The 23,411-nt window shown below is 64.3% G+C and carries 22 protein-coding genes; 13 read left to right on the top strand and 9 right to left on the bottom strand.

Features of this window, described 5'->3' with window-relative positions; genetic code table 11:
• Positions 1-24: 24 nt before the first annotated feature.
• Positions 25-915, top strand: a complete 891-nt coding sequence (locus K8374_RS11810) for a universal stress protein (protein WP_224459196.1) — start codon at positions 25-27, stop codon at positions 913-915.
• A gap of 180 nt (positions 916-1,095) precedes the next feature.
• Here K8374_RS11810 and K8374_RS11805 read toward each other — a convergent pair whose 3' ends face one another.
• The 4 genes from K8374_RS11805 to ptrR form a co-directional block, all read right to left on the bottom strand.
• Positions 1,096-1,557 carry an acyloxyacyl hydrolase gene (locus K8374_RS11805; RefSeq protein ID WP_411969637.1) on the bottom strand — a complete coding sequence of 154 codons (462 nt, stop codon included), beginning with the start codon at positions 1,555-1,557 and terminating at the stop codon, positions 1,096-1,098.
• A gap of 286 nt (positions 1,558-1,843) precedes the next feature.
• A complete protein-coding gene (locus K8374_RS11800; RefSeq protein ID WP_224459195.1) occupies positions 1,844-2,590 on the bottom strand; it encodes a phytanoyl-CoA dioxygenase family protein in 747 nt (248 codons plus the stop codon).
• Positions 2,591-2,751: 161 nt separating this feature from the next.
• The gene (locus K8374_RS11795) at positions 2,752-3,195 is read right to left on the bottom strand and encodes a carboxypeptidase regulatory-like domain-containing protein (RefSeq protein WP_224459194.1); all 444 of its coding nucleotides are present in this window, start codon (positions 3,193-3,195) and stop codon (positions 2,752-2,754) included.
• An 83-nt stretch (positions 3,196-3,278) separates the two neighbouring features.
• Positions 3,279-4,145, bottom strand: a complete 867-nt coding sequence (gene ptrR, locus K8374_RS11790) for a putrescine utilization regulator PtrR (RefSeq protein ID WP_224459193.1) — start codon at positions 4,143-4,145, stop codon at positions 3,279-3,281.
• A gap of 106 nt (positions 4,146-4,251) precedes the next feature.
• On the opposite strand from ptrR, the gene K8374_RS11785 reads away from it, so the two are divergent.
• Complete coding sequence (locus tag K8374_RS11785; RefSeq protein WP_224459192.1) at positions 4,252-5,637, top strand: aldehyde dehydrogenase family protein; 1,386 nt, start codon at positions 4,252-4,254, stop codon at positions 5,635-5,637.
• A gap of 88 nt (positions 5,638-5,725) precedes the next feature.
• Here the strand turns inward: K8374_RS11785 and K8374_RS11780 are convergent, their stop codons facing one another.
• Complete coding sequence (locus K8374_RS11780) at positions 5,726-6,628, bottom strand: helix-turn-helix domain-containing protein (RefSeq protein ID WP_224459191.1); 903 nt, start codon at positions 6,626-6,628, stop codon at positions 5,726-5,728.
• A gap of 151 nt (positions 6,629-6,779) precedes the next feature.
• Here K8374_RS11780 and K8374_RS11775 point away from each other — a divergent pair, with 151 nt between their 5' ends.
• The 3 genes from K8374_RS11775 to K8374_RS11765 all read left to right on the top strand — a co-directional run bounded on the left by K8374_RS11775 (position 6,780) and on the right by K8374_RS11765 (position 10,636).
• Complete coding sequence (locus tag K8374_RS11775; protein ID WP_224459190.1) at positions 6,780-8,138, top strand: glutamine synthetase family protein; 1,359 nt, start codon at positions 6,780-6,782, stop codon at positions 8,136-8,138.
• Positions 8,139-8,242: 104 nt separating this feature from the next.
• Entirely contained in the window at positions 8,243-9,331 is a 1,089-nt protein-coding gene (locus K8374_RS11770) for a polyamine ABC transporter substrate-binding protein (protein WP_224459189.1), read from the top strand.
• Between the two features lie 12 nt (positions 9,332-9,343).
• On the top strand, positions 9,344-10,636 hold the full coding sequence (locus tag K8374_RS11765; protein WP_224459188.1) for an NAD(P)/FAD-dependent oxidoreductase: 1,293 nt from the start codon (positions 9,344-9,346) through the stop codon (positions 10,634-10,636).
• Positions 10,637-10,679: 43 nt separating this feature from the next.
• On the opposite strand, the gene K8374_RS11760 is transcribed toward K8374_RS11765, so the two are convergent.
• Together K8374_RS11760 and K8374_RS11755 are read right to left on the bottom strand one after the other, a co-directional pair.
• Complete coding sequence (locus K8374_RS11760) at positions 10,680-10,985, bottom strand: helix-turn-helix domain-containing protein (protein ID WP_224459187.1); 306 nt, start codon at positions 10,983-10,985, stop codon at positions 10,680-10,682.
• Positions 10,966-11,349: a type II toxin-antitoxin system RelE/ParE family toxin gene (locus K8374_RS11755; RefSeq protein WP_224459186.1), complete on the bottom strand. Its 384-nt coding sequence runs from the start codon at positions 11,347-11,349 to the stop codon at positions 10,966-10,968. Before K8374_RS11755 ends, K8374_RS11760 begins: the two co-directional genes overlap by 20 nt.
• A gap of 215 nt (positions 11,350-11,564) precedes the next feature.
• Between K8374_RS11755 and K8374_RS11750 the strand changes: the two genes are divergently transcribed.
• Together K8374_RS11750 and K8374_RS11745 are read left to right on the top strand one after the other, a co-directional pair.
• The gene (locus K8374_RS11750; RefSeq protein ID WP_224459185.1) at positions 11,565-12,242 is read left to right on the top strand and encodes a DUF3313 domain-containing protein; all 678 of its coding nucleotides are present in this window, start codon (positions 11,565-11,567) and stop codon (positions 12,240-12,242) included.
• 99 nt (positions 12,243-12,341) lie between these two features.
• Positions 12,342-13,997, top strand: coding sequence for an alkaline phosphatase D family protein (locus K8374_RS11745; protein ID WP_224459184.1), 1,656 nt, complete (start codon positions 12,342-12,344; stop codon positions 13,995-13,997).
• Positions 13,998-14,038: 41 nt separating this feature from the next.
• Here the strand turns inward: K8374_RS11745 and K8374_RS11740 are convergent, their stop codons facing one another.
• Both K8374_RS11740 and K8374_RS11735 read right to left on the bottom strand, forming a co-directional pair.
• A complete protein-coding gene (locus tag K8374_RS11740; protein ID WP_224459183.1) occupies positions 14,039-15,346 on the bottom strand; it encodes a serine/threonine transporter in 1,308 nt (435 codons plus the stop codon).
• A gap of 420 nt (positions 15,347-15,766) precedes the next feature.
• Positions 15,767-17,143: an L-serine ammonia-lyase gene (locus tag K8374_RS11735; protein ID WP_224459182.1), complete on the bottom strand. Its 1,377-nt coding sequence runs from the start codon at positions 17,141-17,143 to the stop codon at positions 15,767-15,769.
• Between the two features lie 146 nt (positions 17,144-17,289).
• On the opposite strand from K8374_RS11735, the gene K8374_RS11730 reads away from it, so the two are divergent.
• The 6 genes from K8374_RS11730 (at position 17,290) to K8374_RS11705 (ending at position 23,402) form a co-directional block, all read left to right on the top strand.
• The gene (locus K8374_RS11730) at positions 17,290-18,249 is read left to right on the top strand and encodes a LysR substrate-binding domain-containing protein (RefSeq protein ID WP_224459181.1); all 960 of its coding nucleotides are present in this window, start codon (positions 17,290-17,292) and stop codon (positions 18,247-18,249) included.
• A 332-nt stretch (positions 18,250-18,581) separates the two neighbouring features.
• Positions 18,582-19,934 (top strand): UDP-glucose dehydrogenase family protein, encoded by a 1,353-nt coding sequence (locus K8374_RS11725; RefSeq protein ID WP_224459180.1) that lies wholly within the window; start codon positions 18,582-18,584, stop codon positions 19,932-19,934.
• Complete coding sequence (locus tag K8374_RS11720) at positions 19,931-20,968, top strand: NAD-dependent epimerase (protein ID WP_224459179.1); 1,038 nt, start codon at positions 19,931-19,933, stop codon at positions 20,966-20,968. The genes K8374_RS11725 and K8374_RS11720 overlap by 4 nt, the downstream gene beginning before the upstream one ends.
• The gene (locus K8374_RS11715) at positions 20,965-21,711 is read left to right on the top strand and encodes a sugar transferase (RefSeq protein ID WP_224459178.1); all 747 of its coding nucleotides are present in this window, start codon (positions 20,965-20,967) and stop codon (positions 21,709-21,711) included. Before K8374_RS11720 ends, K8374_RS11715 begins: the two co-directional genes overlap by 4 nt.
• Position 21,712: 1 nt before the next feature.
• On the top strand, positions 21,713-22,360 hold the full coding sequence (locus tag K8374_RS11710) for a CpsD/CapB family tyrosine-protein kinase (RefSeq protein ID WP_224459177.1): 648 nt from the start codon (positions 21,713-21,715) through the stop codon (positions 22,358-22,360).
• 22 nt (positions 22,361-22,382) lie between these two features.
• On the top strand, positions 22,383-23,402 hold the full coding sequence (locus K8374_RS11705) for a polysaccharide biosynthesis/export family protein (RefSeq protein WP_196156381.1): 1,020 nt from the start codon (positions 22,383-22,385) through the stop codon (positions 23,400-23,402).
• The last annotated feature ends 9 nt before the right edge of the window (positions 23,403-23,411 follow it).

Genomic DNA, 23,411 nt, shown 5'->3' with positions numbered 1-23,411 from the left:
GGCTGCCGCACGTGGAGGTATGAGATGAGCCAGTTCAAGCGATTGTTCGTCATGCTCGGACCGCAGATGCGCCACACCCCTGCCCTGCAGCGGGCGGCGGCGCTGGCCGAGTCCAGCGGCGCACTGCTGGATATCAACGTGTTCGTCGACGATGTCGACACCTTCGGCCTGATGAGCGACAGTCGCGAACGTGAGCGCCTGCTCGAACACAACCGTCAATGGTTGGCCGACGAGGCCGAGCAGCTACGCAACGCCGGGCTGGATGTGTCCACCGAGCTGCTACTCACCCGCGACCCGTTGGGCAGCGTGCTGGAACAGGTCGAACGCCTGGGCTGCGACCTGCTGGTCAAGGATGTACAGCACGAGCCGGTGCTCAAGCGCCTGCTGGTGACGCCCCTGGACTGGCAACTGCTCAAGGACAGCCCCATCGCCGTGCACCTGGTCAGCGATATCCGCCTGCCGCTGCCCCGGCAGATCGCCGCTGCGGTAGATCTGAACTGCCACGAAGGTACCGAGCACCTGGACGAACAGGTCATCCGCTGTGCCCATGCCCTGGCCTTGCAATGCAACGCCGAACTGCACCTGTTGCACGTCTGCGATGCGGCCAAGACACATATTGCCGACTTCGGTGCCGGTACCGTGACCATGCCAGGCTTCGAGGGCAGCGTGCGCACCGCCCAGCGGGCAGCCTTCAACCGCCTGGGCGATCATCACCAGATCGACCTGGAGCGCAGGCATTTTCTCGAAGGGCCGGCCATACGGGCGATCGCCCAATTCGTCAGCCAAAGCCGGGTGGACGTGATCGTCATGGGCAGCCACCGGCACGATGCGATGCAGACGTTCCTCGGTGGGACCACGGCGCATGTGGTGGAACACCCGCTGTGCAATGTGCTGGCGATCAAGGCGGTGCGGTGAGGCTATAGCCCCAATCGCGTAGCAAGCCCGCTGCTACAGGTCTCGCATCATACGTCCCTGTAGGAGCGGCCTTGTGCCGCGATCGGCTGCGCAGCAGCCGTAAACCTGCCCACTTGTCAGCAGGCTCGGGGCTGCTGCGCAGCCTTTTCGCGGCACAAGGCCGCTCCTACATAGAGGCGGTCAGAAGCCTTTGCTGTAGTACAGCGAGTACGATTCGATACCGTCGTTCGGCTGTTTCAGACCAGCATTGGAATAGTGCATCGCGCGAATACCGATTTTCTGTTCTTGCGGCAACTTGAGACCAAAGCCGATGCGGTCTTCGAAGTTGACCGAAGAACCCAGGCGCTGGTCGCCAACATCGGTCTTGGAGAATGCGGCGAGGCCGATACCCGCCTCGATGAACGGGGTATAGGTGAAGCCGCTGAATTCATAGACGAACACCGGGCTGAACGACAGCGAGTGGGCACCACTGGCTTCACCGCCCTCCCAGTACGTGTAGGCCGCATCCCAATAGCCGGTCAGATGGCCAGTGTTGCTTTCGAACCACTTCTTGTCCCAGTCGAACGAAAGGCCGATGCGGTAGGTCATGTCGCCTTGGCCGGTGGCACCAACGGCGCCGGACACTTGTGCGGCCTGGGCCATGTTGGCGCCGGCCAAAGCCAGGACGGCGGCGGCCAGCGAAGCGGCGAGACGGGTTTTCATCAATGACATCTCCTGATGGTCTTCACGGACAAGCCGGTGCATTGCCTGCCGGCTTGTTGCCAGTCGGGGGCTCGTGCCCCTCGTTCTTGCTTGTCGAACCTGGTGCATCCAACCAAGTAACAAGGCGTAATACTTTTTGGATTATCGACCAGTTAAACAAAAAGTTGAAACTCATTTGCCACTAAGGTCGACAACAGACTGTTGCATTTTTGTCAGCAATGCATTTTCAGTCATAGACCGATTCTTGGTGTTCTCCCAACAACCTTCGTTGTCGCGGTGTCGCTTCTTCCACGACTTCGGGATTGAACCGCCACGTCAAGTAAGGCGAAAACTTCTGCGCGACCATGCGCCGGCCATAGTGCACCTGGAGCATGTCGCGGACTCGCCCGCCACTGCTGTTGGCCCCGCCGCTGTGCCAGACATCGCTGCGAAAGACCAATGCGTCACCCGCCTGGCACAGCAACGCCCGTGCGCCCTGCCCCAGCCAGCTGTCCTCGCCATCGCGGGGCGGGCGGGCGGCCCGGTGGCTGCCAGGCACGACCCAGGTCGGCCCCACGGCCTCGTCGATATCGCACAGGTACACCTGGGCGGTAAGGATCTGCGCCGGTTGGCTGAAGTCCTCACGGGCACGTATCCAGTCAGGCATTTCCATCGGCAGATAGTCCAGGTGCAGCCCCATGCCGGGGTACCCCGGATGGCTGCGCCAGGCTGTCTGGCCGATCACATGGCAATCGGCGCCCAGCACCGCTTCAGCCAGCTCGATCAGGGGTGGCAGGTCGAGAAACGACAGCCACAACGGGTCCCGGTTGAATACGCACTTGTAGTGTTCGAGCAGGCCCTGGTAATCCCAGTGCAGCGGTTGCAGGTCGTCGATGGCACAACGCAGCAAGGCAATGCGCAGCGGGTCGAGTACGCCCGAAATCAGTACGTATCCGCGGTCATGCAGGGATTGCAACTGGACGTCCAGGTTCATGGCCATGCTCCGGCAGGCACGCTCTGAAGTATCAGAAGGGCGAGGATTCAGGATCGTTCAAAAAATATAGGCCCGATCCGTGGCGCCGTGTGACGCCGGATCGAGCCTTGGCTGCTGAATCCATGGAGTACATGTGTGCTCCACTCTTTTTCGGGCGAGCCCTAACGCCAGTGCAGGTTCACATTGGCCGGCGCCTTGCCGTCCACTGCCACTTGCTGCTGCACGGTTTCGCCGTCGGCGGTACCGGTCACGCGGTACTGCCCTGGCGGCAACTGCACGAACAGCAATGGGCCAACATCCTGCAATGCCAGCACCGACTGGCCCTGGGCATTCTGGATGTCCACGGCGGCGCCGCTCTGGAACTTGCCTTCCGGGCCGATCGACAGGGTAACGTGCAGGTCATAGCCCGGGGTACGACGCAGGGCATTGGCTTCGTCCTGGCCGATACCACCCTGCAGGTAGCGCACGCCGTTCTGTTCCTGCGGCTGCAGGTGCACGCCTTGCGGGTCGATCGGTGCGTTCAGGTCGGCCGCGGCGGCCAAGGTCCAGGGCATGACCAGGGCCACCAGCAGCGCCGCGCACAAGCCGAAATGATGGTTGCGCATGGTGCATTCCTCCCTCGAGGGATGGTCTACACAATGTTCGACGCCGCACCCGCAGCGGCGTTCGAGCCCGGCAGGGCCGTCTGTCAGGCGGCGCGGCGCTCCTCGAGCAGTTTGATGAACATGCTCAGGCTGCGCGACACCGTGCCCCGGCGCCAGACCAGCCAGGTCCTGAGGTAGCGAAAGTCCTCCGACAGCGGCCAGACGCTCACCGTGCTGCAACCGGGCATGCTGTCGAGCATGCTGCGGGGCATCAAGGCAAGCCCGGCACCGGCGCTCACGCAGGCCAGCATGCCGTGGTAGGACTCCATTTCATGGATCTTGCCCGGCACCGCCTGGTCCTGGACGAACCAGTTCTCGAAATGGTGGCGGTAGGAGCAGTTGGCGCGAAAGGCATAGATGCTCTCGCCGTTCACATCGCGGGCACGGCCCACCGGGGCATGATTGAGCGGTGCGATGATGACCATCTCCTCCTGGAAAACCGGCATGCCCTCCAAGGTGGGGTGCAACACCGGGCCATCGACGAATGCCGCCACCAAGCGCCCGGACAACACGCCTTCGAGCATGGTCCCCGACGGCCCGGTGGACAGATCCAAGTCGACCTTCGGGTAGCGCTGGTTGTAAGCCGCCAGCAGCCCGGGGATGCGCACCGCAGCGGTACTTTCCAGCGAGCCCAGGGCGAAGGTGCCCTGTGGGTCCTCTCCCGCCACGGTCAGGCGCGCCTCGTGCACCAGGTCGAGGATGCGCCGGGTGTACTCGAGGAAGTTCCACCCGGCAGGCGACAGGCGCAAGCGGCTTTTCTCGCGGATGAACAGGTCGACGCCCAGGTCTTCCTCCAATTGCTTGATCCGCGTGGTGAGGTTCGAAGGCACCCGGTGGATCTGCTGGGCGGCCGCGCTGATGCTGCCGTGCTCGGCGACGGCCTTGAAGATTTCCAGTTGCACCAGGTCCACAGGCTTTCTCCATTCGTGAATGTTTCGCTCATTATTATTCAGTTTTCATTAAGGTTGCACGCCACTAGTCTGGGCGCTCGCTGGACACAACAATGAGGAGCCCGCCATGAGCGAGATCAGCAGCCTGACCCACGCCATTTCCATCGACCCACACAGTGGCGAGCGGATCGGCCACTACCCCTTCGATACCGACGCCGCACTGGAAGCAGCGTTGCAACGCGCCAAGGCAGGCTTCGGCCACTGGCGCCAGGTGTCGCCGGGTCAGCGCAGCGAATACCTGCTCGCCCTGGCCGCTGCCCTGCAGGCCCGGCACGAAACCTTCGCGCAGATGATCAGCCGCGAAATCGGCAAGCCGATCACCCAGGCCCGTGGCGAAGTCAGCAAGTGCGTAGGCTTGTGCCAGTGGTACGCCGAACACGGCCCGGCCATGCTCGCGCCGGAGCCGACCCAGATCGAAAAGGCCCGCATCGAGTACCGCCCGATGGGCCCGATCCTCGCCGTGATGCCGTGGAACTTCCCGGTCTGGCAAGTGCTGCGGGGCGCCGTACCGGCGCTGCTGGCCGGCAACACCTATGTGCTCAAGCACGCACCGAACGTGATGGGCAGCGCCTACCTGCTGCTCGATTTGTTCAAGCAGGCCGGCTTGCCGGAAGGCGTGTTCGAGGTGATCAACGTCACGCCTGAAGGGGTTACCCGCGCCATCAATGACCCGCGCATCGCCGCGGTCACCCTCACCGGCAGCGTGCGGGCCGGCATGGCCATCGGTGCCCAGGCCGGGGCCGCGCTGAAGAAATGCGTGCTGGAACTGGGCGGCTCCGACCCGTTCATCGTCCTGGCTGACGCTGACCTCGACGCTGCAGTCAAGGCGGCGGTCATCGGTCGCTACCAGAACACCGGCCAGGTCTGCGCGGCTGCCAAGCGCATGATCGTCGAGCAAGGCATCGTCGAAGCGTTCACGCAAAAGTTCGTCGAAGCCACCCGCCAGCTCAAGATCGGCAACCCGCTGGATGACGACACCTACATCGGCCCGATGGCCCGTTTCGACCTACGCGACGAACTCGACGGCCAGGTCCAGGCGACCCTTGCCGAAGGCGCGACCCTGCTGTTGGGCGGCAAGAAGGCCGAAGGCGTGGGCAACTACTACGAACCCACCGTGTTCGGCGACGTTACCCCGCACATGACCGCCTTCAAACAGGAACTGTTCGGCCCGGTGGCGGCGATCGTCACTGCTCGGGACGCAGACCATGCCGTCGAACTGGCCAACGACAGCGAGTTCGGCCTGGCCGCGACCCTCTACACCGCCGACCTGGCTTTGGCCGAGCGCATGACCGCGGCGCTGGATACCGGTGGCGTGTTCATCAACGGCTACTGCGCCTCCGACCCCCGCGTGGCCTTTGGCGGTGTGAAGAAGAGCGGCTTTGGGCGGGAACTGTCGCATTTCGGCGTACGCGAGTTCTGCAACGTGCAGACCGTGTGGCTGGATCGCAACTGATTCTGGCATATATTCGCCGGGGTAGCTTTGGCGCCTGTGGAATCGAGCGCCGCGCGGGCGGCGCTCGATCTCATAGACACCGGAGCGGCTATGGCGAACGCCTGAGGGTCTCGCTCGGCAACTCCTTGAACAGCTCCCGATAGCTTTCGGAAAACCGCCCCAGGTGCCAGAACGACCAACGCATCGCCACCTCGGCCACGGTCACGTCCCCGGCGCCATGGCGTAGCAGGTCACGCCTGGCCCCGTTGAGCCTGCGCAGCCGCAGCCACTGCCCCGGCGGCATGTCGGTGAAGGCCTTGAACGCCTGTTGCAACTGACGCAACGACACCCCGGCCACATCGGCCAGCTCCATCAAGTTGAGGGTTTCTTCTGGGCAATCGGCCGCCCATTCGCTGACCCGGCGCATGATCGTCCGCTCTTCGTCACGCCGCCCCAGGGCATCGCCCTGAAGGCGCTGGCAGGCGTTGTCGAGGATGAACAGGCAGTCTTCCAACAGCTGCTCGGCCAGCGCCTTGCCCTCCAGCGGGTAATTGGCATCGCCCAGGCGCGTGAGGGTCGCGCTCAGCCAACTGCCGAACAAGGCGTTCTGCCCACTGCCGAGGGGCACCATGAACAACCCGTCCAGCCGCTCCAGGTTCAACCCATGACGTGCCATGAACGCCTGGTCGAAGACCACCGCCACTTCCTGGTAGTTCTCCGGGGTGATCCAGATATTGCGGCTGTCTTCGTTGAGCAGGTAGAGACTGTTGTCGCTGCGGTCGAAGCAGAACGCCAACGACCCGCTCGGCGCGCGGAAGAACTGCTCGACCCGCGTGTTCAGGCACTCTTCGTAAACCTCCACGCCATCGAGCCCCAGGCAACGCAGCTGGCCGTTGAAATGCCCGGGGGACATCTGCCGGTATTGCTGCTGCCACCCCGGGGTGGCGCGCACCTGTTCGGTCACGTCATGAGTATGGAAAGCCTGGACCTGCAAGGCATTGGCCGTTGTCACGCGCTCGTCCCTTATGCACTCTTTTGGTGCATTTGTTCGCGAAGAAAGTGGATAGATCGCCCCGAGGGGCTGCGACCAAGATAGACCTCAGCGCGTCGCCTGGGAAGATTCCAACGCGGACTCGCCCACAAAACCCAACCAAGAGGTCTGTATGAACGCCCCCTTCGATCAGCTGTCCGCCTGGCTGAAAGAACACCGGATCACCGAAGTCGAATGCGTGATCAGCGACCTGACCGGCATCGCCCGCGGCAAGATCGCCCCCACCGCCAAGTTCCTCCATGAGCGCGGCATGCGCCTGCCGGAGAGCGTGCTGCTGCAGACGGTCACCGGCGACTACGTCGATGACGACATCTACTACGACCTGCTCGATGCCGCCGACATCGATATGGTCTGCCGCCCCGACCCTGCGGCGGTGTACCAGATTCCCTGGGCGATCGAACCCACCGCGATCGTCATCCACGACACCTTCGACAAGCATGGCAACCCGATCGAGCTGTCGCCACGCAACGTGCTCAAGAAGGTGCTCAAGCTGTATGCCGACAAAGGCTGGCAGCCGATCGTGGCCCCGGAAATGGAGTTCTACCTGACCCAGCGCTGCGAAGACCCGGACCTGCCCCTGCAGGTGCCGCTGGGGCGCTCGGGCCGTGCCGAGAGCGGCCGGCAGTCGTTCTCCATCGATGCGGCCAACGAATTCGACCCGCTGTTCGAGGACGTCTACGACTGGTGCGAACTCCAGGGCCTGGACCTGGACACGCTGATCCACGAAGACGGCCCGGCGCAGATGGAGATCAATTTCCGCCACGGCGACGCCCTGGACCTGGCCGACCAGATCACCGTGTTCAAGCGCACCCTGCGCGAGGCGGCGCTCAAGCACAACGTCACGGCCACCTTCATGGCCAAGCCGATCACCGACGAACCGGGCAGCGCCATGCACCTGCACCAGAGCGTGGTCGACATTGCCACCGGCAAGCCGATCTTCGCCAACGATGACGGCAGCAAGAGCGAGCTGTTCCTGTACCACATCGGCGGCCTACAGAAGTACATCCCCAAGGTGCTGCCGATGTTCGCACCGAATGTCAACTCGTTCCGCCGCTTCCTGCCGGACACCTCGGCACCGGTGAACGTCGAATGGGGCGAGGAAAATCGCACCGCCGGCCTGCGCGTGCCGACCTCCATCCCCGAAGCCATGCGCGTGGAGAACCGCCTGCCCGGCGCCGACGCCAACCCGTACCTGGCGATCGCCGCAAGCCTGTTGTGTGGCTACCTGGGCATGGTCGAGCGGATCGAGCCGAGCGCGCCGGTGCAGGGCCGCGCCTATGAGCGGCGCAACCTGCGCCTGCCGATCACCATCGAGGATGCGCTGCAGCACATGGAAGACTGCCAGATCCTGCACCAGTACCTGGGCCGGCAGTTCGTCCAGGGCTACGTGGCGGTCAAGCGCGCCGAGCACGAGAACTTCAAGCGCGTGATCAGCTCGTGGGAGCGTGAATTCCTGCTGCTGAGCGTCTGACGCAGGACGCCTGTGACAGCGGCGCGAAAGCCCGCTTTCACGGGGCCTTCGCCCGCCAGCTCCGAAACAACACCGTAAACAACAAAGCCAAACGAGGTGTCGACATGCGTTATCTGCAAACCCTGATTCCCGCCGCGCTCACCCTGCTGTTCGGCGCAGCCGCCCAGGCCCAGCCCGAGGTCAAGGTCTACAACTGGACCGACTACATCGGCAGCACCACCTTGGCCGACTTCCAGGCCAGCACCGGCATCAAGGTGGTGTACGACGTGTTCGACTCCAACGAAACCCTGGAGGGCAAGCTGCTTGCCGGGCGCACCGGCTACGACGTGGTGGTGCCCTCCAACCATTTCCTCGCCCGCCAGGCCAAGGCCGGCGCCTTCATGCCGCTCGACCGCGCCAAGTTGCCGAACTGGAAGCACCTGGACCCGACGTTGCTCAAGCAACTGGAGCAGAACGACCCCGGTAACCAGTACGCTGTCCCCTACCTGTGGGGCACCAACGGCATCGGCTACAACGTCGACAAGGTGAAGGCGGCGCTGGGTATCGACCATGTCGATTCCTGGGCGGTCCTGTTCGAGCCGCAGAACCTCGAAAAGCTCAAGCAGTGCGGCGTCGCCTTCATGGATTCGCCCGATGAGTTGTTCCCGGCCGTACTCAACTACATGGGCCTGGACCCGCGCAGCGAAGCCCCAGGCGACTACGCCAAGGCCAAGGCCAAGCTGATGGCGGTACGCCCCTACGTGACCTACTTCCATTCTTCCAAGTACGTTTCGGACCTGGCCAACGGCAACATCTGCGTGGCCTTCGGTTACTCCGGCGATGTGTTCCAGGCCGCCCAGCGCGCCGAAGAGGCCGGCAATGGCGTGAAGATCGCCTACAGCATTCCCAAGGAAGGCAGCAACCTGTGGTTCGACCTGCTGGCGATTCCCAAGGACGCGGCCAACCCCGAACAGGCCCTGGCCTTCATCAACTACCTGCTCGACCCGCAGGTGATCGCCAAGGTCAGTGCCAGCGTAGGCTACGCCAATGCCAACCCCGACGCCCAGGCGCACATGGACACGGCGCTGGTGAACAACCCCGAGGTCTACCCGCCCCAGGCGGTACTGGACAAGCTCTATGTGTCCACCACCCAGAGCCCGAAGATCATGCGCCTGATGACCCGCTCCTGGAGCGATATTAAGTCCAACCGTTGAGCCGAGCCCGTCATGCACACTACCCAACACACCGCGTCCTACTACGCCGCCACGGCGCGCCACAGCGCACCCTACCCCGCGCTCGAGGGCGAGCTTTGCGCCGATGTCTGCGTGGTCGGTGGCGGCCTGACGGGCGTCAACACCGCCCTTGAACTGGCCGAGCGCGGGCTCTCGGTGGTCCTGCTGGAGGCCCGGCGCATCGGCTGGGGCGCCAGCGGGCGCAACGGCGGGCAACTGATCCGCGGCATCGGCCACGACGTCAGCGGCTTTGCCCGCTACGTCGGCCAGGACGGCGTGCGCTACCTCAAGCAGGCCGGCATCGATTCGGTCGAACTGGTCGCCGAGCGCATCGCCCGCTACGGCATCGAATGCGACCTGCGCTGGGGCTTCTGCGAACTGGCCAACACCCCGGCGCAGTTCGCCGCCTTCAAGGACGAACAGGACGACCTGGCCGCGCTCGGCTATCGCCACCAGACCCGCCTGGTGAGCCCCGAGCGAATCCACGAGGTGGTCGCCAGCGACCAGTACGCCGGCGGCCTGGTGGACATGGGCTCGGGCCACCTGCACCCGTTGGACCTGGTCCAGGGCGAGGCCCGCGCCGCAGCGCAGCTGGGGGTACGGATCTTCGAGCAGAGCCCGGTGCAGCGCATCGAACATGGCCCTACCGTGACCCTGCACTGTGCTCGCGGCAAGGTCCGGGCCCAGCGCCTGGTGCTGGGCTGCAATGCCCACCTGGACGAGCTGGAGCCGCGCCTGAGCGGCAAGGTGCTGCCCGCCGGCAGCTACGTGGTGGCCACCGAGCCGTTGCCCGAACGCGTGGCGCGTGCGCTGATCCCGCAGAACATGGCCCTGTGCGACCAGAAAGTGGGGCTTGACTACTACCGCCTGACCGCCGACCGTCGTCTGCTGTTCGGCGGCGCCTGCCACTATTCCGGGCGCGATCCGAAGGACATCGCCGCCTACATGCGGCCCAAGGTGCTCAAGGTATTCCCGCAGCTGGGCGATGTGCGCATCGACTACCAGTGGGGTGGGATGATCGGCATCACCGCCAACCGCTTCCCCCAGGTCGGCCGGCTGAGCCAGCACCCCAATGTCTATTACGCCCAGGGCTATTCCGGGCATGGCCTGAACGTCACCCACTGGACCGCACGATTGCTGGCCGAGTCCATCGCCGTTGGCCACAGCCAGGGACTGGACGTGTTCAGCGCCGTGCCGCACCTGACCTTCCCCGGCGGCAAGGCCCTGCGCTCGCCACTGTTGGCCCTGGGGATGCTGTGGTATCGGCTGCGGGAGGTGTTGGGCTGACGTCGACGGCCCGTTCGCAGGTGGGTGCGCACGGGCCGCCAGATCAAAGAATGGCTTGCAACCCTTTGCTGGCGATCACGTTGAGCAGCTTCAGCGCCGGTCCTGCGGGGCGCGTTTCGCCCTGTTCCCATTTGCGAACGGTGGAAGCCGTTGTATGCAGGTGCAACGCGAACACCGGCTGGCTGAAGTTGAGCGCCTCGCGCAGACGCCGGATATCCACTGGGTTGAAATCCCGGACAGGCGCCGGACAAATTGCTTCGAACTCGCGCATCGTGACCTTGCCGACCGCACCTGCTTCGTGCAGGGCGGATAGGTCATCGCGCAAGGATTCAATCAGTTTGCTGCTCACAGCAGACCTCCATCAAAACACTACTGGCCAGCGCTTTGGCCAAGGCATCTACTGACATTTCCAGGAATACCCGACCCACGAACTGCAAGGCCTTCTGCTCACCAGGCGTTACATTCGCTTTTTCATTCTTTGCGAACCCATGCAAGAAGACATACCGATCGCCGATGCGTGCGGACAACAACGTACGATATCCTCCTCGCTTACCGCTGGCGCCGCCACCGATCCGTTTCTTGAACAGCAAGCCTCCCAGGCTTGCATCGACTAGGCCGTTACGCATTTCCTCCACCGCCTTGCAGAGCATTGTGTCGGGCAGATTTTCGCTTACCTGCCATCGGGCAAACGCCCTTCGCTTGTAGATGTTCATCCTGAACGTTCCAAAACATACCCGTAACGGGCACATTTTCCAAGGGTTGCCTCCATAGCAAAACCAGTGCTTTCACCAAACCGCGTAGGAAACGGCTCGATATGGGCTTTCAAGGCTTCGTAGCCATCGGTACCCCATCCAAACACATGGCCACTGGCCAACTCGTAATGTCCTGCTAGCGTTGTTCTGGCCGCTCTCTCAAGGATGCCGAACCCATGAAAGCACTGCCCCGCGTCACCCTATTGTGCGCTACCCTGCTGGCGCTGACCGCCTGCTCCAGCAACCGCGTCGACCCCAGCGACTATTCCGGCTTCCTCAAGGACTACAGCCGCCTGCAACCGGCGGAAAGTGCCTCTGGCGTACCAGTGATGCGCTGGATCGACCCGAACGTCAAGGCCAGCCAGTACACCCACGTGTTCATCGAACCCAGCCAGTTCTACCCCAAGCCGCAACCGACCGAGGTGATCTCGGCGCAGACCCTGGGCCAGATCACCCGCTACTTCAACGAGGCGATGCGCCGCGAGATGGGCAGCGTGCTGACCCTGGCCAAGGCCCCGGGGCCCAATACCATCGTGGTGCGCCCGGCGATCACGGCGGTGTCCACCAGCACCGAAGGCCTCAAGCCCTACGAGGTGATCCCCATCGCGCTGGTGATCGCGGCGGTTAACACCGCTGCCGGGGGCCGCGATCAGGACGTGAAGGTCGCCGTGGAAGCGGCCTTCCTGGATGGGGCCAACCAGAAGGTACTGGCCCAGGTGGTGCGCAAGGGCAGCGGCACGGAACTGGAAAACGACACCCAGAAGCTCACCCTCGAGGACGTCAAGCCCGTGCTCGACGGCTGGGCCAGCGACATGCGCCGCAGCTTTGTCGCCCTGCGCGACAAGGCCCGCTGACGCCCCCTGCCCCTGGCATGGGGCGGCCTGGGCAAGCGAAACGGCAAAACCCGGTCTTTAATGGCCGGTACACCGTGACCCGCACTCAGGACGAGCCCCATGCCCCTGCTTGACCCCACCTCCAACGAAAGCAAGTATTCCAAACTCTCCAGCGCCGCCCTGATCGGCGCCACCACGCCGACCAGCACTCGCCTGTGGGTACGCCTGTATCGCCCCGGGACCTGGTACCTGGCGGTGAGCGCCCAGCCACTGCGTGGCGACCTGGTTCGCCTGGGCGACCTGCCCGTGGCCCAGTACTTCAAGAGCCAGGGCATCAAGACCGTGTACCTCAAGGCCCAGACGCTGAGCTTCGAGACGGACGTGACCGGGGTGTTCGATGTCGACGGGCTGAAACCCGACACTACCTACTACTACGCCTTGATCAGCGACGAACGCGACCCGGCCAAGGTGGGCCGGCGCACCGAGATCGGCGGCGACCGCCCACGCTTCTTCGTCACCCCGCCGCAGGCACCTGCTACCCTCACCTTCGGTTTCTACAGCTGCCACGATCCGATCAGCGCCGACGGCAGCGCCGGAGCCTGGCCCCTGATGCACCAACAACTGACCGATCAGCGCGCCACCTTCGTCATCGGCGGTGGCGACCAGGTGTACGTGGACACCAACAAGAAGAACGGCTTCCTGGATATCTGGGAATGGCTAAAGGACAACAAGGACGAACTGCTGCAGGCCTACAAGCAAGGCAAGGGCTACGACAAGCCTGGCATCGAGCGCTACCTGTGCAACCTCTACCGTTGGTTCTACCGGGTCTACTGGAATGTGCCCAGCCAGCGGGAAATCTACGAGCGCCTGCCTCAGTACATGATCTGGGATGACCACGAGATCATGGACGGCTGGGGCTCGTTGACCAATGCCGAGCGGCGCAAGCGCATCGCCCTGCTGTTCGAGAGCAGCAACAACACCGCGACCAACCAGATGCTCGTCGATCTGATGTGGCGAGCCGCCTGCCGGGTGTACTACGAGTACCAGCACAGCCACAACCCGCCAACGCCGATCGACCTGAACGACCCCGACGCCTGCCAGTGGGACTACGCCTTCGAGCAGGGCCGCTCGGCCTTCTACGTGCTGGACATGCGTGGCCATCACGACGTCGAGGCAGACGACCCGTACAAGCTGCTGGGCAGCGCGCAGATGAAGCGCTTCGCAAGCTGGCTGAGAAGCCCGGCGGTCGAGGCTGCCGATGCGGTGTTCGTGGTGTCGCCGGTACCAGTCATGCATTGGCGCAATGCCGTGACCAACTACGCCGACATCGGCTCGTTCAAGGACGACTGCATGGATGAATGGGACCACAAGACCAACCAGGCCGAGCGCAAGCACCTGCTCGACCAGGTGTTCGCGACCCTGGGCGGCAGTGGCAAACCGGTGGTGTTCCTCAGTGGCGACGTGCATTGCGCCGCAGTGTTCCGCCTGCTGCACAAGCGCTACCCGACCGCCAAGGTGTTCCAGGTCACCTCCAGCGCCATTTCCCGGATGCCGGCGCCAGGGGTGCTGAAGCTGGCGATCAGTGCAGGCGGCAGCATGCCCGGGATCAACGACATTGTCTGCGAGCGCTGGTACGCCATGGCCGGCTCGAAGAACTTCGCCATGCTCCAGGTCCGCCCGTCGCTCGACGGCACTCATACAGAGGTACTGGTGGAACTGCACTGGCCGGGTGGCGACGACGGTGAGCTGACCAAGCGGCGAGTGCTGCTCAAGTGAACCTGGGGCGACAGGGCTGCGAAGCAGCCCTGCCCGCCCACTCAAGCCACGAAGGTATAGACGATCGCCGACAAGGTGATCAGCCCTACCAACACCACGAACAGGTTCGACAGCCTGCCCGAGTACTGGCGTAGGCTCGGCACCTTGCGCACGGCATACATCGGCATCAGGAACAGTAGGCAGGCGATCACCGGCCCGCCCAGGCTCTCGATCAGGCCGAGGATGCTCGGGTTGAGTGTCGCGACCAACCAGCAGGCCAGCACCATGAACAACGCCGTCACCCGCTCCAGGCGCTTGGCCGGCCAGGCCTTGCCACGCCCGCGCAGGCTCTTGATGATCATGCCCTGGAAGCCTTCGCTGGCACCGATGTAATGGCCCAGGAACGACTTGGTGATCGCCACCAGGGCGATCAGCGGGGCGACGAAGGCGATCACCGGGGTCTGGAAGTGGTTGGCCAGGTACGACAGGATCGAGATGTTCTGCGCCTTGGCCGCCGCCAGGTCATCCGGGCTCAAGGCCAGCACGCAGCTGAAGCAGAAGAACATCACCGTCACCACCATCATCAGGTGGGCAGTGGCCAGGGTGCGGCCGCTCTTGCGGTCGGCATCGGCGCCGTAGCGGTGCTTCTGGTCCACGGCGAAGGCCGAGATGATCGGCGAGTGGTTGAACGAGAACACCATCACCGGTATCGCCAGCCACAGGGTCAGCAGCAGCTTCGATGCGTCCAACCCCTCATTGGCCTGGGCGAAGAAAGCGCCGTTCCAGTTGGGAATCAGGCTCAGGGCGAGCAGTAGCAAGGAGGCGACGAAGGGATAGACCAGTACGCTCATGGCCTTGACGATGATCTGCTGGCCACAGCGCACCACGACCATCAAGCCCAGGATCAGCAACAACGACAACAGCGCCCGCGGTGGAGCGGTCATCTGCAGCTGGTGCTCCAGGAAGCTGGTGAGGGTGTTGGTCAGGGCCACGCTGTAGACCAGCAGGATGGGGAAGATGGCGAAGAAGTACAACAAGGTGATGAGCTTGCCGGCTCCCGTGCCGAAATGCTCTTCCACCACTTCGGTGATGTCCTCGCTGCCGCCTTTGCGGCCGGACAACACGAAGCGGGTCAACGCCCGGTGCGCGTAGAAAGTCATGGGGAACGCCAGCATGGCCAGGATCAGCAAGGGCCAGAAGCCTCCCACGCCGGCATTGATCGGCAGGAACAAGGTCCCCGCCCCGATCGCCGTGCCATATAGCCCCAGGGCCCAGGTGGTGTCGTGCCGGTTCCAGCTGGTCGTGCCCTCGGTCGAAACCGGGGCGGCCGAATCCACACGAATGCTCGTGGTGTTTTGTACATCAGTCATGGGTATCGCCTTGTAGTTGTTTTTGTTGCTCGGTACAGCGGGTGTTGCATTGTTTCGATGACGCGGCGCCCCGTTATGGCAGCGCGGTACCTCCTTGTGGGAGATTACCCAGCCCTTCGGGCTGCGCTGTCGCGCAGAGAACAAGTGGCTAGCGCCGCCTTCTTCTGTAGGAGTGGCGGTGCGGCGGTCCGACTTGTCCCGCGATCAAGGGCGAAGCCCTTGCCAGGCGACGGTGATATCGGGCCCGGCCTAATCGCGGGACAAGCCCGCTCCTACAGGGTGCCGCAAATCAAACGGTCATGCGTTGTTCTATGAGAGCGGGTTTACCCGCGAACACCGGCAAAGCCGGTGCCATGCAATGCGCCACACGCTTCGTAAGTGAACCCGCACCTACAAGGTATGCGCGCACGCAACCCAGGTTCAGCACTCCACGAAGGCCACGGCCAGGCCGCCGCGGGAGGTCTCCTTGTAGTTCGCGTGCATGTCGGCGCCGGTGTCGCGCATGGTGCGGATCACCCGGTCCAGGGAGATGAAGTGTTCGCCATCGCCGCGCAAGGCCATCTGCACGGCATTGATCGCCTTGACCGCGGCAATGGCGTTGCGCTCGATGCAGGGCACCTGCACCAGGCCGCCGACCGGGTCGCAGGTCAGGCCCAGGTTGTGCTCCAGAGCGATCTCGGCGGCATTCTCCAACTGCGGCGGCGTGGCGCCGAGTACTTCGGCAAGGCCGGCCGCCGCCATCGAGCAGGCCGAGCCGACCTCGCCCTGGCAGCCGACCTCGGCGCCGGAAATGGAGGCGTTCTTCTTGCACAGGATGCCCACCGCTGCGGCGGCCAGCAGGAAGGCGACCACGTCGTCGTCGCAGGCACTGGGGTTGAATTTCATGTAGTAGTGCAGCACCGCCGGGATGATCCCCGCCGCACCATTGGTGGGCGCGGTGACCATGCGCCCACCGGCGGCATTCTCTTCGTTGACCGCCAAGGCGAACAGGTTGACCCATTCCATGGCGCTCAAGGTCGAGCCGATCACGTTCGGCTTGCCCAGCTCCTGCAGGCTGCGGTGCAGCTTGGCCGCGCGGCGCTTGACCTGCAGGCCACCCGGCAGGATGCCCTCGTTGCGCAGGCCGTTGTCGACGCAGTCCTTCATGGCCCCCCAGATCTTCAGCAACCCCGCGCGCACCTCGGCCTCGGGTCGCCAGGCGCATTCGTTGGCCATCATCAGTTGGCTGACGCTCAGCCGGTGGGCCTTGCACAGGGCCAGCAGCTCGGCGCCGCTGCCGAACTCGTAGGGCAGGCTGACCTGAGCGGCATCGTCCTTCGGCGCATCGATCTCGCCCTGTTCGACGATGAAACCGCCGCCGATGGAGTAGTAGGTCTGGCTGAACAGGCTGCCGTGCCCATCCATCGCTTCCAAGGTCATGGCATTGGGGTGATACGGCAGGCTCTCGTCGAGCAGCAGCATGTCACGGCCATACTCGAAGGCCAGCGGGTGGCTGCCATCGAGCAGCAGACAACGCGCCTGCATCAGCTGGGCGATACGCGGCTCGATGCTGTGCGGGTCGATGCGGTCCGGCCACTGGCCCATCAGGCCCAGCAGGCACGCGCGGTCAGTGGCGTGGCCGACGCCGGTGGCCGACAGCGAGCCGTACAGGCGCACCTGGACACGGGCTACCCGCGCCAACAGACCACGCTCGCGCAGGGCCTGGGCGAAGGTCGCCGCGGCACGCATCGGGCCTACGGTGTGGGAACTGGACGGGCCGATGCCGATTTTGAAGAGATCGAAAACACTGATAGCCATGCTAATGCCTGAGCTTGACAGCTTGTCTGGCTGCTGCCCGCTCCTCCGGAAAAATTGAACGCTATTGCGAAGTTGCGCGATACTGCCGCGCATCTTTGGCAATGACCAACGAAAATTCCTAAGCAAGGCTTTAGCGGTACTAAACCATGAGGCGTCAACTCAATGGCCAGATGTTCGTCTGGCTGAACGTGTTTTCCTGCGCGGCACGGCACCTGTCGTTCACCCGCTGCGCCGAGGAGCTGCACATCACCCCGGGCGCGGTCAGCCAGCAGATGCGCCAGCTCGAAGAGCGCCTGGGCTATCGCCTGTTCCTGCGCCGGGCCCGCGGGGTGGAGCTGAGCGCCGAGGGCCAGCGCCTGGCGCAGACCGTGGCCGAGGCCTATGGCAGCATCGAGGCCGAACTGCTGCGCCTGGATGCTGGCGAGATCCGTGGCACCCTACGCCTGCGTTCGATCCCCTCGTTCCTGGCCAAATGGCTGACGCCGCGCCTGCCACGCTTCCAACAACGCTACCCGGACATCGAGCTGCGCCTGGTGGCCGAGGACAGCAACCAGGCCCTGCACCCGGACGACTTCGACCTGGCCATCGACCTCAATGACGGCAGCTACCCCGGCATGCTCTCCACGCCGCTGCTGGACGAGCAGGTGTTCCCGGTGTGCTCGCCGGCCTTGCTGCGTGGTCGCCCGCCCCTGCACGGCCCGGCCGACCTGGTGCACTACCCACTGTTGCACGACATCACCGCCTGGCGTGGCAGCTCCGAGTACGCTGAGTGGGAGTTCTACCTCGAGGGCATCGGTGCCGGCAGCCTGGACGTGCGTCGCGGCCACACCTTCAACCGCAACCACCTGACCATCGAGGCGGCCATCGCCGGTGTGGGTGTGGCCATCGCCCGGCGTACCCTGCTCAATGACGAGCTGGAGCGTGGCACGCTGATCGTGCCTTTCGGCGTGCCGATCGCCAACCACAAGCGCTACATGCTGCATTACCCACCCGGAGGCCTGAGCCAGCCGGGGGCCCGCGCGGTGCATGATTGGCTGGTGGAAGAAGCGCAGGCGTTCCGGGTGTTGCATACGCTTGAGCTGCGGGAAGCCGGCCAGCCTGCCTGAGACCCCACCCACAGAACGACAAAAGTCAATTTTCCGCCACTTTACCTAAGCCGAAATCCGACGACTTTTTCCGCTCCCCACAAGCGCCTCTATTACCTGCAGCCCACTGTTTTAGAGGTCTCTACCACTCATCGGCTCGCCGACCGGCTAAACGCCACTAGCTTTCAAAGCTAACCCATGGACTTGAATAGGGTTACTTGCCAGCAGCTCTGCCCATCAGCGCTTGTAAGTTAAGCGAAACACGCCATAGGTTTGACGCAAATCCAGAGAGCTGAGCTATACCAAAGTCACGCAATGTTTCTCCTCCCTTACTGTTCACTGAGGCACTGGGCATGGACGTGAGCGTGTTTGGCACTGGCTATGTCGGACTGGTACAAGCGGCGGCGATGGCCGACATGGGGCACCGCGTCCTGTGCGTGGACGTCGATACCCACAAGATCAACCAGTTGCGCCAAGGTGTGCCCCCGATCAGCGAGCCGGGGCTGTCGGACCTGCTGGAGGACAACATCCGCGATGGGCGCCTGCTGTTCAGCACTCAGGCCAGCGATGCGGTCACCCACGCCGAGCTGATCTTCATCGCTGTCGGCACCCCGCCCGACGAGGACGGTTCGGCAGACCTTTCCCATGTGCTGGAGGTCACCCGCCAGATTGTCCAGCTGATGGACGGCGACCGCACCCTGATCGTCAAGTCCACCGTGCCGGTAGGCACGGCCGACCAGGTTCTGACGCTGGCCTGCGACGAGCTCAAGCGCTTGGGCAAGGAGCGGCTGCAGGTGCGCGTGGTGTCCAACCCGGAATTTCTCAAGGAAGGCAGCGCCCTGGCCGACTGCATGCGACCCGACCGGATCATCGTCGGTACCCATGACGAACTGGCCCGTGAACAGTTGACCGAGCTCTACGCGCCCTTCTGCCGTAACCGCGAAAAGCTGATGTTCATGGACAACCGCAGCGCCGAGCTGACCAAATATGCCGCCAACGCCATGCTCGCCACGCGCATCAGCTTCATGAACGAGCTGGCCAACCTCAGCGAGCACCTGGGCGCCGACATCGAGGCGGTGCGCAAGGGCATCGGCTCGGACCCACGCATCGGCTACCACTTCATCTACCCCGGCTGCGGCTTCGGCGGCTCATGCTTCCCCAAGGATATCCAGGCCCTGCTGCGCACCGCCGAGCACAGCGGCATGCCCCTGCGCCTGCTGCAGAGTGTCAACGAGGTCAACGACCGGCAACGGCGGATCCTCTTCGCCAAGCTCAAGCAGCACCTGGGCGGCAACCTTGCCGGGCTCTCGGTCGCCTTGTGGGGGCTGGCCTTCAAGCCCAATACCGACGACATGCGCGAAGCGCCCAGTCGCTACCTGATGGAAGCGCTGTGGGCCGAAGGTGCCACGGTGCGAGCCTACGACCCGGAGGCCATGGACGAATGCAGGCGGCTCTATGGCTACCGCGACGACCTGCAACTGTGCGCCACCCGTGACGACACCCTGCAGGATGCCGATGCCCTGGTGATCTGCACCGAATGGAAGAACTTCCGCGTGGTCGATTTCACCTTGCTGGCCAGCAAGCTACGGGCGCGGGTGATCGTTGACGGGCGCAACCTGTACAACCCCGAACAAGTCGCAGCCCACGGCCTGCATTACTGCGGCATCGGCCTGCGCCACGTAGCCGCGCGGGTGACCGACCAATGAAGATCCTGGTCACCGGCGCTGCCGGCTTCATCGGCGCTCACACCTGCCTGCGCCTGCTGCGCGATGGCCACCAGGTGCAGGGCCTGGACAACTTCAACGACTATTACGACCCAGCGCTCAAGCACGCCCGGGTACAGTGGGTGCGCGAGCAGGCCGGCCCCTTCGAACTGCACTGTCTGGACCTGTGCGACCAGGACGCCATGCTCCGGTTGTTCGCCACGCTACGCCCACAGGTGGTGATCCATCTGGCCGCCCAGGCCGGCGTGCGCTACTCGCTGCACAACCCTCAGGCCTACGTGGCGAGCAACCTGGTGGGCTTTCTCAATATTCTCGAAGGGTGCCGCCAGTACCCGGTCGAGCACCTGCTGTACGCCTCGTCCAGCTCGGTGTACGGCGCCAACCAGCGCACCCCGTATCGGGTCCAGGACGCCGTCGACCACCCCCTGTCGCTGTATGCCGCCACCAAGAAGGCCAACGAAGCCATGGCCCACAGCTACAGCCACCTGTACCGGATCCCCTGCAGTGGCCTGCGCTTCTTCACGGTCTACGGCCCCTGGGGGCGCCCGGACATGTCGCCGATGCAGTTCGCCCAGGCGATCACCGACGGGCGACCGATCCAGCTGTTCAACCACGGCAACCACCAGCGTGACTTCACCTACATCGACGACATCGTCGAAAGCCTGGTGCGCCTGCTCCCGCTGGCGCCCAGCGGTGATCCGGGCTGGTCCGCCCACGCCCCGGATCCCGCCAGCAGCAGCGCCCCCTGGCGGCTGTTCAACATCGGCGGCCAGCGCCCCGTCGCGCTGCGCGACTACCTCGCCCTGCTGGAGCGCCACCTGCAGCGCAACGCCCAAGTCGAACTGCTCGGGCTGCAGCCGGGCGATGTCCTGAGCACCTGTGCCGACGCCAGCGCCCTGGCCCAGCTGACTGGGTTCACGCCGCAGGTTTCCCTCGATGAGGGGCTCAAGCGCTTCGTCGCCTGGTTTCAAGGGTACTGCCCCCACGGGCAGGCAGATCAACGGAGGGCCGTATGACAGGACAACCTCAAAGTGCGCAAGCCCAGGCGCTGTACCAGGACAAGCGCATGGACCCCAGCCACCGGCAGCGCATCGACGCGGCCATCCATATCCAGGGCCGCGGCTGGATCAGCGGGCGGGCCGGTGGGCGGCCCTGGTCGCTCTCGCGCACCAACCGAGTGTTGTCATGCCTGGCGGCGCTGGGCCTGCTGCTGGTGCTGTCACCGTTGTTCCTGGTACTCGCCGTGTTGATCAAGCGCTCGGGCCCAGGCCCGGTGTTCTTCGTGCAGAAGCGCACCGGCTACCGCGGTCGCCTGTTCGGCATGTTCAAGTTTCGCACCATGGTCGCCGACGCCGAGTCGCTCAAGGAATCGGTGCGCCATTTGAACAAGCACGGCGCGGACGCCATCGATTTCAAGATCGACAATGACCCGCGCATCACCCCGGTGGGTCGCTGGCTGCGGCGCAGCAGCCTGGACGAGCTGCCCAACCTGATCAACGTGGTCACCGGCGACATGCGCCTGGTCGGCCCACGCCCTACGTCCTTCAACGCCTACCGCTACAAGGACAGCCACCTGGTGCGGCTGTGCATCTATCCGGGCATGACCGGCCTCTGGCAGATCTCCGGGCGCAGCGACATCGATTTCGACCAACGCGTACAGCTGGACCTGAGCTACATCAACGAACAGAGCCTGATGCTGGACCTGAAGATCCTTCTCAAGACTCCGTTCAAAGTCTTCACTGGCCACGGAGCAAGTTGAGATGGACGGTTCTACTTCAAGAAGCCTGAGTGTCGCCCCGCCGAGCGAAACCAACCTGACCGCCACCGTACTCGACCTCGAGCAGCGTACCCTGCTGCTGACCGCGGCCAATACCGGAACCGGCACCAGCACCAGCGCCCTGGCCTTCGCCAGCCAGCTGGCAATGATGAGCGCCGGCAGCGTGTTGCTGATCGACAGCAGCAGCGGCGCCAATAGCCTGAGCCAGCAACTGGGCCTGGGCAAGTTGCGCGGCTACACCGATCTGTTGTTCGACCAGGACACCCCGCCGCTGGCCCAGGACTGCATCGTGCGCCTCACCGAGCAGCCGTTCGACCTGTTGCCTGGCGGCACCTGGAAGCGCGAGCGCGAGCACCTGGACCCCGAGCGTCTGCGCGTGCTGCTGCGCCATCTGGGCGTGCAGTACCGCTTCGTGGTGATCGACGGTGAGGCGATCTACGCCAGCGCCGACAGCCTGGTGATCGCGCCCCTGGTCGATGGCGTGATCCTGGTGGTATGCGGTGAGCAGACCCGCTGGGAAGTGGCCCAGGCGGCGGCCCAGCGCCTGTCCCAGGCCGGCGCGCGGCTGATCGGCAGCGTGTTCAACAAGCGCAAGTACTACATGCCCAAGTGGCTGTACGACAACCTCTGAGAGGCCGCACAGGATGAACGCCATGAGATACCCATCGATAGCCCTGTGCCTGCTGGCCCTCGCCGGCTGCGCCAGCCAGCAGAACCGCGAGATGCCGGTACAGATCCTCACGGCCTCGCCCGCCGAGAGCCAGGCCACCGAGGTGGCACGTCGCGAGCAGGTGCTGCGCCCACAGGATGTACTAGAAGTGATCTTCCACGTCAGCAACCGCTCGGCCGGTGTCTACCGCATCCAGTCCGGCGACACCCTGGACCTGTCCTTCATGGCCGCCAGCGGCCTGAACGGCAGCCAGCTGGTGCAGCCGGACGGCACCATCACCCTGCCCAGCACCAACTCCACGGTGCGCGTGGAGGGCATGACCACCGCCGAGGCCGAGGGTGCCATACGCCAGGCCTACAACGACAAGCGCGTGTTCAAGCCCAACCGCGACCAAGTCAGCGTCCGGGTGCTGAGCCCGATGACCAGCGAAACGGCCCTGCGCGATACCTTGGTGCACCCCACCACGGGCATGAGCCGCGACATCACCGTGGGCAACGATGGCCGCGCCACCTTCCCGGAAATCGGCTCGGTGCCGCTGCAGGGCATGACCGTCAACCAGTTGCGCGACTACCTCAATGAGCGCTACGCCAGCCTGCCCGGCCGGATGACCGTGGATGTGCTGCTCAAGTCGACCGCCGCCAACGAGATCTACGTACTCGGTGAAGTGGGCCAGCCTGGGGCCTTCGCCATCCGCCGCCCGGTCTCGGTGCTCGAGGCACTGACCCTGGCCCGCGGCCCGACCCTCAAGGCCAAGCTCGGCTCGGTGGTGATCATGCGCCGCGAAGGCAACATGGTCCATGCGGTGAACTATGACGTCGACGAGGCCTTGTCCGGCGGCAGCCAGAAGCTGGCCTACCTGCAGCCCGAAGACATGCTCTACGTGCCCAAGACCTCCCTGGCCAGCGCTGCCGAGCTGTCCCGGCAACTGGCCGATGTGGTGCTGTTCCAGGGCTTCGGTTTCAGCTTCAGCTACCGCGTCGACAACAAGAACAACGACAACTGAACGGGGGAA

Origin of the sequence: Pseudomonas sp. p1(2021b), assembly GCF_020151015.1 — a bacterium.
GTDB classification, from domain to species: Bacteria; Pseudomonadota; Gammaproteobacteria; order Pseudomonadales; family Pseudomonadaceae; genus Aquipseudomonas; species Aquipseudomonas putida_K.
This window is presented reverse-complemented; position numbering and strand designations above follow the sequence as displayed.